Source organism: Fictibacillus barbaricus (assembly GCF_014635025.1).
Lineage (GTDB): Bacteria > Bacillota > Bacilli > Bacillales > Fictibacillaceae > Fictibacillus > Fictibacillus barbaricus.
In genome coordinates, this window is record NZ_BMCE01000001.1 from 1612452 (window position 1) to 1628508 (window position 16057).

General features: G+C 39.8%; 13 protein-coding genes. 12 read left to right on the plus strand and 1 reads right to left on the minus strand.

The annotated features are described in order from the left end of the window. Positions 1-8 precede the first annotated feature (8 nt). From dxs to spo0A, 6 genes are all read left to right on the plus strand, one after another. Positions 9-1907 (plus strand): 1-deoxy-D-xylulose-5-phosphate synthase, encoded by a 1899-nt coding sequence (gene dxs, locus IEV52_RS07985; protein WP_188402299.1) that lies wholly within the window; start codon positions 9-11, stop codon positions 1905-1907. Next, positions 1904-2722, plus strand: coding sequence for a TlyA family RNA methyltransferase (locus IEV52_RS07990; RefSeq protein ID WP_188401920.1), 819 nt, complete (start codon positions 1904-1906; stop codon positions 2720-2722). The genes dxs and IEV52_RS07990 overlap by 4 nt, the downstream gene beginning before the upstream one ends. Before the next feature lie 105 nt (positions 2723-2827). Continuing rightward, positions 2828-3277 (plus strand): transcriptional regulator AhrC/ArgR, encoded by a 450-nt coding sequence (gene ahrC, locus IEV52_RS07995; protein ID WP_188401921.1) that lies wholly within the window; start codon positions 2828-2830, stop codon positions 3275-3277. A gap of 23 nt (positions 3278-3300) precedes the next feature. Then, complete coding sequence (recN, locus tag IEV52_RS08000; RefSeq protein WP_188401922.1) at positions 3301-4992, plus strand: DNA repair protein RecN; 1692 nt, start codon at positions 3301-3303, stop codon at positions 4990-4992. Between the two features lie 133 nt (positions 4993-5125). After that, positions 5126-6412 (plus strand): SpoIVB peptidase, encoded by a 1287-nt coding sequence (spoIVB, locus tag IEV52_RS08005; protein ID WP_188401923.1) that lies wholly within the window; start codon positions 5126-5128, stop codon positions 6410-6412. A gap of 275 nt (positions 6413-6687) precedes the next feature. Continuing rightward, positions 6688-7491, plus strand: coding sequence for a sporulation transcription factor Spo0A (spo0A, locus tag IEV52_RS08010; RefSeq protein WP_188401924.1), 804 nt, complete (start codon positions 6688-6690; stop codon positions 7489-7491). Between the two features lie 350 nt (positions 7492-7841). Here spo0A and IEV52_RS08015 read toward each other — a convergent pair whose 3' ends face one another. Continuing rightward, positions 7842-8078 carry a DUF2627 domain-containing protein gene (locus IEV52_RS08015; RefSeq protein ID WP_188401925.1) on the minus strand — a complete coding sequence of 79 codons (237 nt, stop codon included), beginning with the start codon at positions 8076-8078 and terminating at the stop codon, positions 7842-7844. A gap of 154 nt (positions 8079-8232) precedes the next feature. On the opposite strand from IEV52_RS08015, the gene IEV52_RS08020 reads away from it, so the two are divergent. The 6 genes from IEV52_RS08020 (at position 8233) to IEV52_RS08045 (ending at position 16043) form a co-directional block, all read left to right on the plus strand. Then, the gene (locus IEV52_RS08020; RefSeq protein ID WP_229754215.1) at positions 8233-10296 is read left to right on the plus strand and encodes a sigma-54 interaction domain-containing protein; all 2064 of its coding nucleotides are present in this window, start codon (positions 8233-8235) and stop codon (positions 10294-10296) included. A 130-nt stretch (positions 10297-10426) separates the two neighbouring features. Then, positions 10427-11338, plus strand: coding sequence for a phosphate butyryltransferase (gene yqiS / locus IEV52_RS08025; protein WP_188401927.1), 912 nt, complete (start codon positions 10427-10429; stop codon positions 11336-11338). A gap of 13 nt (positions 11339-11351) precedes the next feature. After that, the gene (gene bcd / locus IEV52_RS08030) at positions 11352-12452 is read left to right on the plus strand and encodes a branched-chain amino acid dehydrogenase (protein WP_188401928.1); all 1101 of its coding nucleotides are present in this window, start codon (positions 11352-11354) and stop codon (positions 12450-12452) included. A 28-nt stretch (positions 12453-12480) separates the two neighbouring features. Further along, entirely contained in the window at positions 12481-13593 is a 1113-nt protein-coding gene (gene buk / locus IEV52_RS08035; RefSeq protein WP_188401929.1) for a butyrate kinase, read from the plus strand. Between the two features lie 21 nt (positions 13594-13614). Beyond that, positions 13615-15036 (plus strand): dihydrolipoyl dehydrogenase, encoded by a 1422-nt coding sequence (gene lpdA / locus IEV52_RS08040; protein ID WP_188401930.1) that lies wholly within the window; start codon positions 13615-13617, stop codon positions 15034-15036. A 14-nt stretch (positions 15037-15050) separates the two neighbouring features. Next, positions 15051-16043 (plus strand): thiamine pyrophosphate-dependent dehydrogenase E1 component subunit alpha, encoded by a 993-nt coding sequence (locus IEV52_RS08045; RefSeq protein ID WP_188401931.1) that lies wholly within the window; start codon positions 15051-15053, stop codon positions 16041-16043. The last annotated feature ends 14 nt before the right edge of the window (positions 16044-16057 follow it).

Below are 16057 nucleotides of genomic sequence, written 5' to 3' on the forward strand. Positions count from 1 at the left end.
CATATTCCATGAACCTGGAAGACATTCGAGATCCTCATTTTTTGAAAACTTATGAGACTGAACAGATAAATAAATTAGCCGGCGAAATCCGTTCCTTTTTAATAGAGAAACTTTCTGTTAGGGGAGGTCATCTAGGTCCTAATTTAGGTGTAGTAGAGCTGACGCTGGCGATGCATAAAGTGTTCGACAGCCCTAAAGATAAATTTATTTGGGATGTGGGGCATCAGGCATATGTTCATAAAATCCTTACAGGCAGAGCGTCTCAGTTCGATACACTCCGTCAGTATAAAGGATTATGTGGGTTTCCAAAAAGGGTAGAAAGTGAACATGATGTATGGGAAACAGGTCATAGTTCTACATCGCTTTCGGCCGCAATGGGGATGGCAATAGCTAGGGACTTAAAGAAAACAGATGACAATGTGATTGCCGTTATTGGTGATGGTGCTTTGACTGGCGGCATGGCTTTAGAAGCATTGAATCATATCGGTCACGAAAAGAAAGATCTAATCGTTATTCTAAACGACAACGAAATGTCTATTGCTCCGAATGTTGGAGCACTTCATAACGTTCTTGGTCGTATGAGAACAGCGAGAAAATATAACAAAGCCAAAGATGAATTAGAATCGCTCATTCGTAAGATTCCTGCATTTGGCGGCAAGTTGGCAGCGACAGCAGAAAGAGTTAAGGACAGCCTGAAATATTTATTGGTGTCAGGTATGTTCTTTGAAGAACTAGGATACACGTACTTAGGTCCTGTAGACGGTCATGACGTAGAAGACTTAATCGAGAATCTAATTTACGCGAAAAAGACCAAAGGCCCGGTTATCGTTCACGTACTTACCAAAAAAGGCAAGGGTTATGAACCAGCTGAGATGGATAAAAAGGACAGTTGGCATGGTGTTGGCCCTTATAAGATTGAATCCGGTGAACAGATCAAGCCACAGCAGGTTGGCCCTTCATACAGCGGTGTTGTAAGTAAAACGCTAGAGAAAATTTCTCACCAAGACGAAAGAATTACAGTGATTACACCAGCAATGACAATTGGATCGAAACTTGTTGATTATGGAAAAGCATTCCCAGATCGTTTATTTGACGTGGGTATTGCTGAACAGCATGCAACAACAATGGCGGCTGGTTTAGCAACACAGGATATGAAACCTGTGCTTTCGATCTATTCAACGTTTCTGCAAAGAGGGTACGATCAAGTTGTGCATGATGTTGCTAGGCAAAATTTAAATGTATTATTTACGATCGACAGATCTGGCTTAGTTGGAGCAGACGGTGAAACCCATCAAGGTGTATTTGATATCGCCTTTTTACGCCATATTCCTAACATGGTCTTGATGATGGGGAAAGATGAGAATGAGCTGCAGCATATGGTGTATTCGGCTCTTCAATACGAAGATGGACCAATTGCAATCAGGTTCCCAAGAGGTAACGGATTGGGAGTTCCAATGGATGAAGAGTTTGAGAAGATTCCGATCGGTTCTTGGGAAGTTCTGAAAGAAGGCGATGATGTTGTGATCCTTACCTTCGGAACGACGATACCTATGGCCCTTGAAGCTTGGGAAATCCTTGCAAAATCAGGAATCTCTGCACGTGTTATCAATGCTCGGTTTATTAAACCGCTTGATTCTAAGATGCTAAATCAGCTATATGCGGAAAATATGCCGATTCTAACACTAGAAGAAGCGGTTTTACAAGGTGGGTTTGGGAGTGCGGTCTTAGAACATGCTGCTGACAGCCATGCAAACGTAATGATCGATCGAATGGGAATCCCAGATTGTTTTATTGAGCATGGAAGTGTAACAAAGCTTTTAGAAGAGATCGGCTTAACAACACCTGATCTTGTTAACCGTGTGAAAGAGCTGGTTAAGAGAAAGACAGAAAAGGGTCTTCTTACATGAAAAAAGAACGAGTAGATGTTTTACTGGTTAACCGGGGATTATGTGAAACGAGAGAAAAAGCAAAAAGGTCTGTTATGGCAGGTCTTGTATATTCAGGTACGACCCGGATGGACAAACCAGGAGAAAAGATAGAACAGGATGCACCCTTACACGTTAAAGGTGATGTCATTCCTTATGTAGGAAGAGGCGGTCTGAAGCTTGAAAAAGCATTACAGGTCTTTTCTTTTGATGTAAAAGAGAAAATCGGGATGGATATAGGAGCTTCAACGGGTGGATTTACAGATTGTGCCCTTCAAAATGGTGCCAAATTTATTTATGCTATTGATGTTGGCTATAATCAGCTAGCCTGGAAGCTTAGAAACGACCCAAGAGTATCTGTAATGGAGAGAACGAACTTCCGATATGTAACGCCTGATCAATTGAAGGAAGGCGTTCCTGACTTTGCGACGATTGATGTATCGTTTATTTCCCTTCGAATCATTCTTCCTGTCATGGCACAACTGATGCCAAAAGGAGAAGTTATTGCTCTCATCAAACCTCAGTTTGAGGCTGGAAGAGAAGAGGTTGGCAAAAAAGGAATCGTCAGAGATCCGAAAGTACATGAAAGAGTCATTGAGGAAATAACTGATTTTGCTCGTAAAACAGGTATAAGCCCTGTCGGCTTATCTTTTTCACCAATTACTGGCGGAGACGGGAACATTGAGTTTTTGTTGCATGGAAAAGTGAAAACAAGCGAATCCTCATCAGTGACTGCTGAGAAAATTACTGAAGTTGTAAAGGAAGCGCATGAAACCTTAAAGAAAGAGCGGGAATAATTTCTCCGCTCTTTTATTGTTCTCATAATGAAAAATTTACATCCTATGCACAATAGTATAAGATAAAGGCAGAATGTGACAGTGTAAATTGAGGTGGAATTTCTAGTGAATAAAGGACAACGACATATTAAAATTCGTGAAATGATCAGCAATCATGATATTGAAACACAAGATGACTTAGTAGAATTATTGAAAAAAGCAAATTTTAATGTAACTCAAGCGACAGTCTCCCGTGATATCAAAGAGCTGCATCTTGTTAAAGTTCCAATGAACGATGGACGGTACAAATACAGTCTTCCGGCTGATCAGAGGTTTAACCCTCTGCAAAAATTAAAAAGAACACTTACAGACAGCTTTATAAGCATAGATTATGCAGATCATTTGATCATCATGAAGACCCTTCCTGGTAATGCAAATGCAATTGGCGCGTTAATTGATAAGCTGGACTGGGAAGATTTAATGGGAACGATTTGTGGCGATGATACGATTTTAATTATTTGTCGTTCTAAAGATGTAAGTTCAGATGTTTCGCAGCGCTTTTTAGATATGCTGTAATTTTTATATAAGGTGTGATGTAATTGCTGGCAGAATTAAGTATCCGTAATTTTGCTATTATAGATTCCTTAAGTGTTTCTTTTAAAAAAGGACTTACCGTCTTAACGGGTGAAACAGGTGCAGGGAAGTCCATCATCATCGATGCGATCGGGCTTTTGATCGGAGGCCGCGGATCTACTGAATTTGTTCGTTACGGTACACAGAAAGCTGAGATTGAAGGATTGTTTCATATCCATACCGGACATCGCGTTTATGATAAATGTGAAGAGGTAGGAATTACGATTTCAGATGAGATGGTCGTACTTAAAAGAGATATAACGGAAAACGGTAAAAGCATTTGCAGGGTTAACGGCAAGCTTGTAACACTTTCTGTTCTAAAAGAGATCGGACAAGCATTGGTTGATATTCATGGACAGCATGAGACTCAATATTTAATGCAGCCTGATAAACATCTTTTTCTCTTAGACAGTTTCGGAGATAAGGTTTTCAAGAAAGAATTGTTTACTTATGAAGAGACGTTTAAAGAGTTTAAAGAGATCCAAAAGCAGCTCTCCGAACTTTCAAAAAACGAACAGGAAATCGCTCAAAGAATTGATCTATTGGATTACCAGTATGAAGAGATCTCCGGTGCTAACCTGATTCCAGATGAAGACATCAGACTTGAAGAAGAAAAGAGGATGTTAGGTAATTTTGAGAAGATCCACGGGTCTCTTCAAGATGCTTATCACAATTTATATGGAGAAGGAAAAGGGCTTGAACTAATTTCAAGTGCTTTAGCTGATTTTTCCCAAGTAGCAGCACTAGATGAGTCTTTGAAAACTGATGAAGAGCAATTTGGAAACAGTTTTTATGTTCTAGAAGAACTTACATATAAAATACGTGATATGTTGGATTCTTTAGAATATAACCCCGAAAGACTTAACAGTATTGAATTGCGCCTTGATGAAATAAGCAAGCTCAAGCGGAAATACGGTTCTTCGGTCAAAGAGATAATCGACTATGGCGAAAAGATTAAAAATGAACTGGAGCTTATACAAAACAAGGATAACCATATTGAAGAACTAAAGAAGAAGCAAGCGAAGGTCGTATCAAAGCTTGAGAACTCCGGAAAAAAACTTACGAAAAAAAGGACAGAAACAGCAAAAACATTAAAAACAGAAATCCAGCAGCAGCTTAAAGAGCTTTATATGGAAAAAACTAAATTTGAAGTGATCGTAAAGCAAAACAATGATTACCAATTCTTAAAAACAGGAATGGACACGGTAGAATTCTTTATTTCCCCGAACCCAGGAGAACCATTGAAACCTTTATCAAAAGTAGCTTCTGGCGGAGAATTATCAAGAATCATCTTAGCTTTAAAAACCATTTTCTCTGAAAACCAGGGAATCACTGCTATTATTTTTGATGAAGTGGATACCGGTGTATCAGGCCGTGTGGCTCAAGCGATAGCAGAAAAGATCTATCGTGTTTCTATCGGTTCACAAGTACTTTGTATCAGTCACCTTCCACAGGTAGCTGCTATGTCAGATACACATCTTCATATTTCTAAAGATACTTATCATGGCAGGACAGTTACGAAGGTTCTTTCTTTAAAAACGGACGAAAAAGTAAATGAAATTGGCAGGATGATCTCGGGAGTTGAGATAACCGATTTAACCAAGCAGCATGCCAAAGAACTATTAGAACTTGCTGAATCCATCAAAAAAACATCATAAACTTTATTCATGAAAAGCTATCCAATTAAGGAATAGCTTTTTCTTTTTTAGCGGTTATAAACTCAAGGTCCATAGGCTAAATTAAAGGTACAGCCATGGTGAGGGTGTGAGCTAGGAGCGAGGAGAGTGTATGATGTATAGAGATTTACTTCGGCGAATGATCGGCGTTATTCTCCTTGGAAGTTTAGTGGGAATCGGTTTTTTGTCTCCTGTGCGTGAATATGTAAAAATGCCTGAATCGATTACCTTTTTTGAAGGACAAAATGTACTGCAATCCCTTCCTGCGGGTACAAACATGCAACAGGAAGAAACCAATATTTATACGACTGAAATGGAAAGCGAAAAAATCGTTTCGATACAAGCCAAAACAAATGGTGATAGCATGGCAACTCTCGAAGCAGCAAGTTTTCCCATAAAGAAAATGAATGTAAAAGTACTGTCTGATCTAAAGGTCGTACCAGGCGGACAATCCATAGGTGTTAAGCTAAATACACTCGGAGTCCTTATTGTTGGGCATCATCTTGTTAATACGACTGCAGGAAAACAATCCCCAGGTGAAATTGCTGATATTCAAGTAGGAGATATTATTACCAAAATTAACGGAAAAAATATTAAAAAGATGGGTGATGTTAGCCCGTTCGTTAAACAATCTGGGGAGTCTCGAAAACCGTTAGATGTAACGATTATTAGGGACGGTAAGACTTTTCATAAAACACTTACTCCACTTCAGGATAAAAATGACCAATCTTATCGAATTGGATTATACATTCGAGATTCAGCAGCTGGAGTAGGCACGTTAACTTTCTATGATCCGGCATCATTCAAATATGGTGCACTAGGACATGTTATATCTGATATGGATACAAAGAAACCCATAAAAGTGAATAATGGAGAAATACTCGGATCAACTGTAACCTCGATTGAAAAAGGTTCAAATGGTCATCCGGGAGAAAAATTAGCTCGCTTTTCAAATGACCAAAGAGTTTTAGGTGATATTTCCAAGAACAGTCCCTTTGGTATTTTTGGAAAGTTAAACGATAAATTATCAAACGGAAGCTGGAACAAGCCCCTGCCAATTGCACTTTCAGATCAAGTTAAAGAAGGACCAGCAAAGATTTTGACTGTAGTCGACGGTTCAAAGGTACGTGAGTTTGACGTAGACGTTGTCAGTTCAGTTCCGCAAAAGTTTCCCGCAACCAAAGGTATGGTAATAAAGATAACTGACCCTGAATTATTAAAGGTAACCGGGGGAATCGTTCAGGGTATGAGCGGAAGCCCAATTATTCAGAATGGAAGAATAATCGGTGCAGTAACACATGTGTTTGTAAATGATCCAACTTCAGGGTATGGTGTTCATATTGAATGGATGCTTGATGAAGCAGGTATAAATATTTATGAGGAAACAAAACAGGCAAGTTAAATCTGCCTGTTTTTTTTGTGAAATATTTTTCCAGATAATTTAGACAATCCTTAGGAATTTTTGTATAATGGTTGTTATAAAGAAAATTCGACAAAACTACAATGGTACATACCAATAACTGTCGAAATTCAAAGTAAAATGAAGAAAATGGCTATATCTGCTACAAAAACAAAATAATTTTAAAAAATTTACAACAAAATAAAGGGATTTAAGATTTATTGTTGAAATGTTACATTGGGAAAAACAAGAAATTGTTGGATGGGGAGGAAATAATGGTGCAAAAAATTAAAGTTTGTCTAGCTGATGATAATCGTGAGTTAATAAGTCTTTTAAGGGAATATCTTTCAAGTCAGGATGATATGGAAGTAATCGGGGTAGCTTACAACGGTCAAGAATGTTTATCCGTTTTGGAAAATAAAGATCCAGATGTCTTGGTTCTTGATATTATTATGCCTCATCTAGACGGCTTAGCTGTTCTCGAAAAAATCAGGTCCAGTGATGATCTGCCTCAACCTAATGTTATCATGTTAACTGCGTTTGGTCAGGAAGATGTGACAAAGAAGGCGGTGGACTTAGGTGCTTCCTACTTTATCTTGAAGCCATTCGATATGGACAATCTTGCAAGCCAAATCCGCCAAATATGTGGAGCTGAAAAATCTACTGTCCAACGTGCTGCGAACAATAACAGAAGCAATTACCAAACAACAACAATTAACAAGCCCCGAAACTTAGACGCGAGTATTACGAGCATCATTCATGAGATCGGAGTTCCTGCTCATATTAAAGGTTATATGTATCTAAGAGAAGCGATTTCTATGGTATACAATGATATTGAACTTTTAGGATCGATTACAAAAGTTCTTTATCCAGATATCGCTAAGAAATTTAACACCACTTCAAGCCGTGTTGAACGAGCGATCCGTCATGCGATCGAAGTAGCTTGGAGCCGTGGAAACATTGACAGCATCTCATCATTATTCGGCTATACAGTGTCAATGACAAAAGCAAAACCAACAAATTCAGAGTTCATCGCGATGGTCGCTGATAAATTAAGGATTGAACATAAGGCAATGGCATAACGCATAACCACGCTAGTTTGACGTTAGCTTAATCGGAAGTTTGTCCGAAAGTTTATCGGAACCTCCGTAAATCGTTCCGATAAGTTAATCGTCTGCAATACCGATAAAGTTGTCCAAACTTTACAACGCCATTATAATCTAATTCCGAAAATAATCGAATATATTTCGTTAGAGGCCGCCAAGATAATGGCGGTCTTTTTGCGTAATTTTAAAAAAAAGAATAAAATATATAGAACATTAGTTCTAATAATTAAACGGTAAAGTTTATCGGAAACACCTTCAATGGAAGTTGTTTTTTTTATTTAAAGCAATCATAAAAAAATGACCAACTCTCTGTTTAAGACGATTGATCATTTTTTTCTATATTTCAATTGTACTTTATTCCTTTTGCGGTCTCTGTAAAAAATAAATCCTCCAACAAAGGTAAGGCCTAATAAAAAGCTGATCAACCCTGTAATAAATTGAAGCCATAAGACGGGAAAAGGAAACTGTAAGACCCCGAATAAAGTATCTCTCATCCATTTAATGCCCATTACGGCCATGATTCCTGGGATTAGAACAATCACCAAAGCTGCATATCTACTCATGGAAAATCCCACTCCTTTACAAGTATTGTACATAAACTTCAAAACCTTGTCGATGTAAAATAAGTTTGCAAACCCTTTCATGCTACGTTATGATAAATGTGTGAAAAAAATTGCATATTACATAGTGAATGATAAAAAGACGGGAGGGGTAGCGTTGCAAAGGGTTCTGTTGGTTACAGAAAAGAAAGAGACATTGCAGCTACTTCATCAAATCGAATTAGAGGATGCTTTTCAGCTTGTTGGAGTCCATCAAAAAAATCATTATCCATTGCCGAGTCCGTTTGGGGATATCCCGATTTTTACTGATCCGCCTGTTCCTGGTTTAAATGTGGACTTACTTATCTTTTCGCCTTCATTAAAAGAAAGAGCGGATTATTTGCATGAAAATGAATACCCAAATTCAGGTAAGCTGCCTGTTTCTCAGTTTCAGGAATTATTATCTCAGTTTAATGAGAAGAAAATAGCTGTTACAGATTTGGGTCACCTGCAACAGCTAAAAACAATCTTGGACAATACACATGATGGCATGATCGTTATTGATCAGCATTTAACTATAACGATCTTTAATAAAAGCGCTGAAAAAATGACCGGGTTATCTAAGGAAGATGCGGTCGGAAAGTCAATCCTTGAAGTAATGCCTAACAGCCAGCTGCCCAGAGTTCTTGACTCAGGGGTAGAGGAAGTGAATCAAGAACAAATTTTAGCAAACGGAACAAAAATCTATACTACAAGAACGCCAATACTAGACCTAGAAGGACGTAAACAAGGAGCGTTTGCCGTTTTTAAAGATATTACCGAAATCGTGGACCTTGCAGAAGAAGTAACAAACCTAAAAAGTATTCAGAGTATGTTAAGTTCTATCATTCAGTCATCTGAAGAAGCAATCTCTGTTGTTGATGAACAGGGAAAAGGTATCATGATCAATCCTGCTTATACAAGACTGACTGGGTATACAGCGGAGCAAGTGATTGGGAAACCAGCTACCACTGATATCTCTGAAGGCGAAAGTATCCATATGCAAGTTCTTAAGACGAGAAAACCTGTCAGAGGTGCTCGGTTACGAGTTGGTCCGAACCGGAAAGATGTGATCGTAAACGTTGCTCCTATAATAGTAGACGGACTTTTGAAAGGCAGTGTGGGAGTTATACATGATGTATCTGAAATAAAAGGTTTAACAGAAGAGTTGAATCGTGCAAGACAGATCATCCGAACACTCGAAGCAAAGTATTCTTTTGAAGATATCGTAGGAAATTCAGAAGAGATGAATTTTGCGGTAGACCAAGCAAAACTTGCAGCATCCACTCCAGCTACCGTTCTGCTTCGCGGAGAATCAGGTACGGGTAAAGAGCTTTTTGCTCATGCTATTCATAACGCGAGCAGCAGAAAGTTCAACAAGTTTATTCGGGTAAACTGTGCTGCACTATCAGAATCTTTATTAGAGAGCGAACTTTTTGGTTATGAAGAAGGAGCGTTCTCTGGGGCCGTAAGAGGCGGAAAACGAGGTCTTTTTGAAGAGGCGAACGGAGGAAGTATATTTTTAGATGAAGTCGGTGAACTCTCTCAAAACACCCAAGCAAAACTCTTGCGGGTCCTGCAGGAGAATGAGATCAGGCGGGTAGGAGGTACAAAAGCGATACCGATTAATGTACGAGTGATTGCTGCTACAAATGTGAATCTCGAAAAAATGATAGCTGATGGTACATTTAGACAAGATTTGTATTACAGGTTGAACAGGATGCCTATCTATATTCCGCCTCTAAGGTCGAGAAACAATGACATCATATTGCTTGCCTATCATCTTTTGCAGAAGTTAAATCAAGATTACGGACGGAATATTGATTTTATAAGCAAAGATGCAGAAGAATTTTTACTCGCTTATCATTGGCCGGGAAATGTTAGGGAGCTCGAAAACGTCTTAGGAAGAGCTATTATTCATATGAGCCATACGGACTCACAGATCAACAGAAGTCATGTTTCGTTACTTTCTCGAGAGGATTCAAAGCCAAAGCAAGGAACTTCTATGAACGGTCTTAGTGATGAAGATGTTTCCAAACCACTTGCTGAACAAATAGATGAGTTTGAAAAAAATATTTTAACAGAAGCTATAGAGAGGTGTAATGGGAATAAGACTAAGACTGCAAAATCGTTAGGTATCTCATTGCGTAACTTTTATTATAAATTAGAAAAATATGGTCTTGATGAAAAACTGCGCAAATAATTTCATGCAAAATTTTGCGTGGTACATGCAAAAAAATGCATGGAATAGTACAAATTTTATTCATTTGTTAACGGATAAAGTTGGCACAAAAATTGCATTAACTATGTAGTGGTAAACAAGGGGGGATAGCATGCGTTTGCAAAACTTGGTTAGCCAAGCCAAAAATCAGCAAGTGAAACCAGTCATCGCAGTGGCAGAAGCGGGCGATCAAGAGGTTTTGGAAAGCGTACTGAAGGCGTATAAAGATGGTTTAGCCCATTTTATATTGTTTGGGAACAACGATAAAATATCTGCCTGGTTAAAGGAAAATGAAGCTGATTCATTATCTGGAATTGAAATTGTACCCACAGATCCTGCTTCTGCTGCATTACAAGCGGTAAAAGCAGTTCACGATGGTAAAGCAGATATTTTGATGAAAGGGCTCGTTTCGACATCTGCTCTTTTAAAAGCAGTGCTTAATAAAGAATTTGGTCTTAGAACGGGTAAGGTATTATCGCATGTAGCGGCTTTTGAAGTGGAGGGCTTTGAAAAACTGATCTTCATTACGGACGCGGCTATGAATATTAACCCAGATTTAAATCAAAAAGGTCAAATTTTGCAAAATGCGATTGATTTTGCATTACAAACCGGAATTGAAATGCCAAAAGCAGCAGTACTTGCCGCTGTGGAGAATGTTAATCCGGCTATGCAGGCTACATTGGATGCAGCAAGCCTTACCATTATGGGGCTCAGGGAACAAATTAAGGGCGGGATCGTTGAAGGTCCACTCGCACTTGATAACGCTATTTCCAAAGAAGCTGCAGCGCATAAAGGGATCTCTGGGAAAGTCGCAGGAGATGCAGATATCTTGTTAGTTCCTACCATTGAAACCGGTAATGTTCTATATAAATCTTTAATTTATTTTGCTCGGGCAAAAGTTGGAGCTGTCATCTGCGGTGCAAAAGCGCCAATCGTTCTAACTTCACGAGCGGATTCTGCGGAAAGTAAATATTACTCCATTGCCCTAGCTGTAAAATCTGTCATCACTGATAACAAACATTAGGAGGAAAACAAAAATGGAAATCTTTAAATATATGGAAACTTACGATTATGAGCAAATGGTAATCTGCCAAGATAAACAATCAGGTCTAAAAGCAATCATCTGTATTCACGATACAACGTTAGGGCCTGCTTTGGGCGGAACGAGAATGTGGACGTATGAAACGGAGGATGCAGCGATTGAAGATGCCCTTCGACTTGCAAGAGGAATGACGTATAAGAACGCTGCTGCTGGATTAAACCTTGGTGGAGGAAAGACAGTTATAATTGGAGATCCGAAAAAAGACAAGAATGAAGAAATGTTCAGAGCATTCGGCCGCTATATTCAAGGATTGAACGGCCGCTATATCACGGCAGAAGATGTGGGTACAACTGTAGAAGACATGGATCTTATCTATCAAGAAACACCGTTTGTAACTGGTGTATCTCCTGCCTTCGGTTCAAGTGGCAACCCATCTCCTGTAACAGCTTACGGAGTTTATCGCGGTATGAAAGCAGCGGCGATGGAAGCTTTTGGAACGGATTCTTTAGAAGGAAAAGTAATTGCTGTTCAAGGTGTTGGACATGTAGCATACACACTTTGTAAACACCTGCACGAAGAAGGTGCTTCCCTGATCGTTACTGATATTAATAAAGAAGCTGTACAACGCGCTGTTGAAGATTTTGGAGCGAAGGCAGTAGAAATTGATGAGATCTATAGCGTGGATTGCGATATTTTCGCTCCATGTGCACTTGGAGCTATCATCAACGATGATACGATCTCAAAGATTAAAGCAAAAGTTGTAGCGGGTGCTGCAAACAATCAGCTTAAAGAGACACGCCATGGAGATGCACTTCATGAGATGGGAATCGTTTATGCACCAGACTATGTAATTAACGCTGGTGGAGTTATAAACGTTGCAGATGAGCTGAACGGATATAACCGTGATCGAGCACTGAAGAAAGTTGAAACGATCTATGACAACATCGCAAGTGTTATCGAGATCTCAAAAAGAGACAACATCCCAACTTATCTTGCAGCAGATCGTCTTGCTGAAGAGCGTATTGAGAGAATGAGAAAATCTAGAAGTCAGTTCTTGTTAAATGAAAGACATATCTTGTCTAACCGAACTCGATAATGAGTTCTAAGTAATGGAGGTTTGAAACGTGCATCAAAAAGAATTCCGCATACTAGTGATCAATCCGGGCTCAACCTCTACCAAGATTGGTATTTTCGATAACGAAAGGCCTGTATTTGAAAAAACAATTCGTCATAATACAGAAACGATCCATCAGTTTGAATCTGTAATCGACCAATATGCATTCAGAAAAGAAACGATCTTAGAAGCTCTCGATCATGAAGGGATTAATATCTCAAAGCTAAGCTGTGTTGTTGGCCGGGGCGGCTTATTAAGACCGATCGAAGGCGGAACATACAGTGTAAACGAAGAGATGCTCAAAGATTTGAGGACGGGTTATGCCGGGGAACACGCATCCAATTTAGGCGGAATACTTGCCTATGAAATTGCAGAAGGATTAAATATACCTTCATTCATTGTAGACCCTGTTGTTGTTGATGAGATGGATGAGATAGCTCGGGTATCAGGTGTTCCAGAGATGGAAAGAAAGAGTATATTTCATGCGTTAAATCAAAAAGCCGTAGCTCGCCGAGTCTCTAAAATGCTTGGTAAATCCTACGAATCACTTCGTCTTATTGTTGTCCACATGGGCGGAGGGATTACAGTAGGTGTTCATAAAGGCGGACGAGTGATCGACGTTAATAATGGACTGCATGGGGAAGGCCCTTTTTCTCCTGAAAGAGCAGGTACCGTACCGATCGGTGACTTAGTATCTCTATGTTTCTCTGGCGAATATTACGCTGATGAAGTAATGAAGAAATTAGTCGGACAAGGCGGGCTTGTTGCTTATCTCGGAACGAATGATGCCAGAACGGTCGAAGAAAGAATCGCGAACGGGGATAAAAAAGCAAAGCTGATCTATGATGCGATGGCCTACCAAGTCGCAAAAGAAATTGGTTCTGCAAGTACTGTTCTGCATGGACGAGTGGATGCGATCATCCTTACTGGTGGTCTAGCGTTTGGCAAAGAATTTGTAAAAAAGATCACAGATCGAGTTGAATGGATTTCAGATTGTATCATACAGCCAGGAGAGAACGAGCTTCAGGCGTTAGCAGAAGGTGGACTTCGCGTTCTTAGAGAAGAGGAGCAAGCGAAGAATTATCCAGGAGAAAAAACTCCAGCAGGTGTATCACTGGATTAACAGCAAAAGGAGATATGAGCGATGTCAAAAGATTTTGATTTGGTCATATTGGGTGGGGGGACTGGCGGCTATGTAGCCGCCATCCGTGCTGCTCAATTAGGTAAAACTGTAGCAGTTGTTGAAAAAGGAAAGCTTGGAGGCACTTGCTTACATAGAGGCTGTATCCCTAGTAAAGCATTGTTAAGAAGTGCTGAAGTATATAAGACAGCGAAAAAAGCAGCTGACTTTGGTGTAGATATTGAAGGATTAGGCTTGAATTTTGCCAAGATGCAAGAGCGTAAGCAATCCATTGTTAACCAGCTTCACATGGGTGTACAGAGCCTGATGAAAAAAGGCAAGATCGAAGTGTATGAAGGAACAGGCCGTATTTTAGGACCATCCATCTTTTCTCCGATGCCTGGAACGATTTCAGTAGAATTTAATGACGGAACAGAAAATGAAATTTTAATCCCACAAAACGTAATCGTTGCTACAGGTTCAAGACCACGTTCATTACCAGGTCTAGAGATTGACGGTAATTATGTTATGTCAAGTGACGAAGCTCTTGAGATGGAGTCATTGCCAGAATCCATCATCATTGTTGGGGGCGGAGTGATTGGGATCGAATGGGCTTCCATGTTAAACGATCTTGGGGTAGAAGTCACAGTACTGGAATATGCTGACCGTATTGTTCCTACTGAAGACGAAGAAATTTCTAAAGAAGCAGCACGCGTTTTAAAGAAAAAAGGAATAAAGCTTGTAACTTCAGCAAAAGTACTTCCTGATACTTTAGAAAAAGGTAAAGGCGTAATGATCTCAGCTGAACATAAAGGGGAAACGAAACAATTCAGTGCGGAGAAGATGCTCGTTTCTGTCGGCCGTATGGCGAACACAGAAGGTATCGGAATCGAGAACACAACCATTAAAGTTGAAAACGGATACATCGAAACAAATGAATATTATCAGACAGCTGAAAGTCATATCTATGCGATTGGAGATGTAATCGGTGGACTGCAGCTTGCTCATGTTGCATCTCACGAAGGAATTACAGCTGTTGAGCATTTAAGTAACCTAAAGCCTGATCCGATCAATTACGACAACATTTCAAAATGTATCTACTCAAGTCCAGAAATGGCGAGCGTGGGTCTTACTGAAAAACAAGCGAAAGATAAAGGCTATAATGTTAAAGTTGGTAAGTTCCCGTTTAAAGCAATTGGAAAAGCGCTAGTATACGGAGAGAGTGACGGTTTTGTTAAGATCGTTGCCAATAAAGATAATGATGACCTGCTAGGTGTTCATATGATTGGTCCGCACGTAACGGATATGATCTCAGAAGCAGGATTAGCAAAAGTATTGGATGCGACACCATGGGAGATGGCTCATACCATTCATCCGCATCCATCTCTATCTGAGATATATGGAGAAGCAGCACTCGCTGTTGAAGGAAAAGCGATTCATTTCTAAGGAGGTATAAACAAATGGCAGAAACACGTCATGAACAAATAGGTTTAACGAATGAAGATGTTATCCACATGTTTAAAACCATGCTGTTAGCTAGAAAAATAGATGAGCGTATGTGGCTTTTAAACCGCGCAGGAAAGATCCCTTTCGTCATCTCCTGTCAAGGTCAAGAAGCTGCACAAGTTGGCGCAGCAATGGCTCTTGATAACGAAAAGGACTATGTATTGCCTTACTACCGGGATATGGGTGTTGTTTTACAATTTGGTATGACGGCAAAAGACCTAATGCTTTCTGGTTTTGCCAAAGCGGAAGATCCAAACAGCGGCGGTCGTCAGATGCCGGGACACTTTGGTTCTAAGAAGCTTCGGATCGTAACAGGTTCTTCACCAGTTACAACACAAGTTCCACACGCTGTAGGTATCGCTCTTGGCGGAAGAATGGAAGGGAAAGACATCGTAACGTTTACAACGTTTGGAGAAGGTTCTTCCAATCAGGGAGATTTCCATGAAGGAGCAAATTTTGCTTCGGTTCACAAATTGCCTGTTATCTTTATGTGTGAAAACAATAAATATGCGATCTCCGTTCCGATCTCAAAACAATTAGCATGTGCAAACGTTTCTGATCGTGCGATCGGCTACGGTATGCCTGGGGTTACTGTTGATGGAAACGACCCGTTAGCCGTCTATGAAGCAGTAAAAGAAGCTGCAGACCGCGGCCGTCGCGGTGAAGGTCCAACTCTTATTGAAACGATCGCTTATCGTTTAACGCCTCACTCTTCAGATGACGATGATCGTGCATACAGAACACGTGAAGAAGTAGAAGAAGCAAAAGCGAAAGATCCGATCTATACATTTGCAGTTTACCTAAAAGAAAATGGTATCTTAACCGATGAGTTAGAAAAACAAATTGCTGATGAAATTCAAAAAGAAGTGGATGAGGCTACAGAATACGCAGAGAACGCAAAATATGCTGATCCTGAGAGCGCACTTCTTCATGTATACGCAGAGTAAAGGGGGAAAACAAG

Excerpts from the sequence above, each read along its gene's own strand:
- dxs (WP_188402299.1), top strand. The coding sequence starts at position 9 with ATGAACCTGGAAGACATTCGAGATCCTCATTTTTTGAAAACTTATGAG.
- IEV52_RS07990 (WP_188401920.1), top strand. The coding sequence starts at position 1,904 with ATGAAAAAAGAACGAGTAGATGTTTTACTGGTTAACCGGGGATTATGT.
- spoIVB (WP_188401923.1), top strand. The coding sequence starts at position 5,126 with ATGTATAGAGATTTACTTCGGCGAATGATCGGCGTTATTCTCCTTGGA.
- IEV52_RS08015 (WP_188401925.1), bottom strand. The coding sequence starts at position 8,078 with ATGAGTAGATATGCAGCTTTGGTGATTGTTCTAATCCCAGGAATCATG.
- yqiS (WP_188401927.1), top strand. The coding sequence starts at position 10,427 with ATGCGTTTGCAAAACTTGGTTAGCCAAGCCAAAAATCAGCAAGTGAAA.
- bcd (WP_188401928.1), top strand. The coding sequence starts at position 11,352 with ATGGAAATCTTTAAATATATGGAAACTTACGATTATGAGCAAATGGTA.
- lpdA (WP_188401930.1), top strand. The coding sequence starts at position 13,615 with ATGTCAAAAGATTTTGATTTGGTCATATTGGGTGGGGGGACTGGCGGC.
- IEV52_RS08045 (WP_188401931.1), top strand. The coding sequence starts at position 15,051 with ATGGCAGAAACACGTCATGAACAAATAGGTTTAACGAATGAAGATGTT.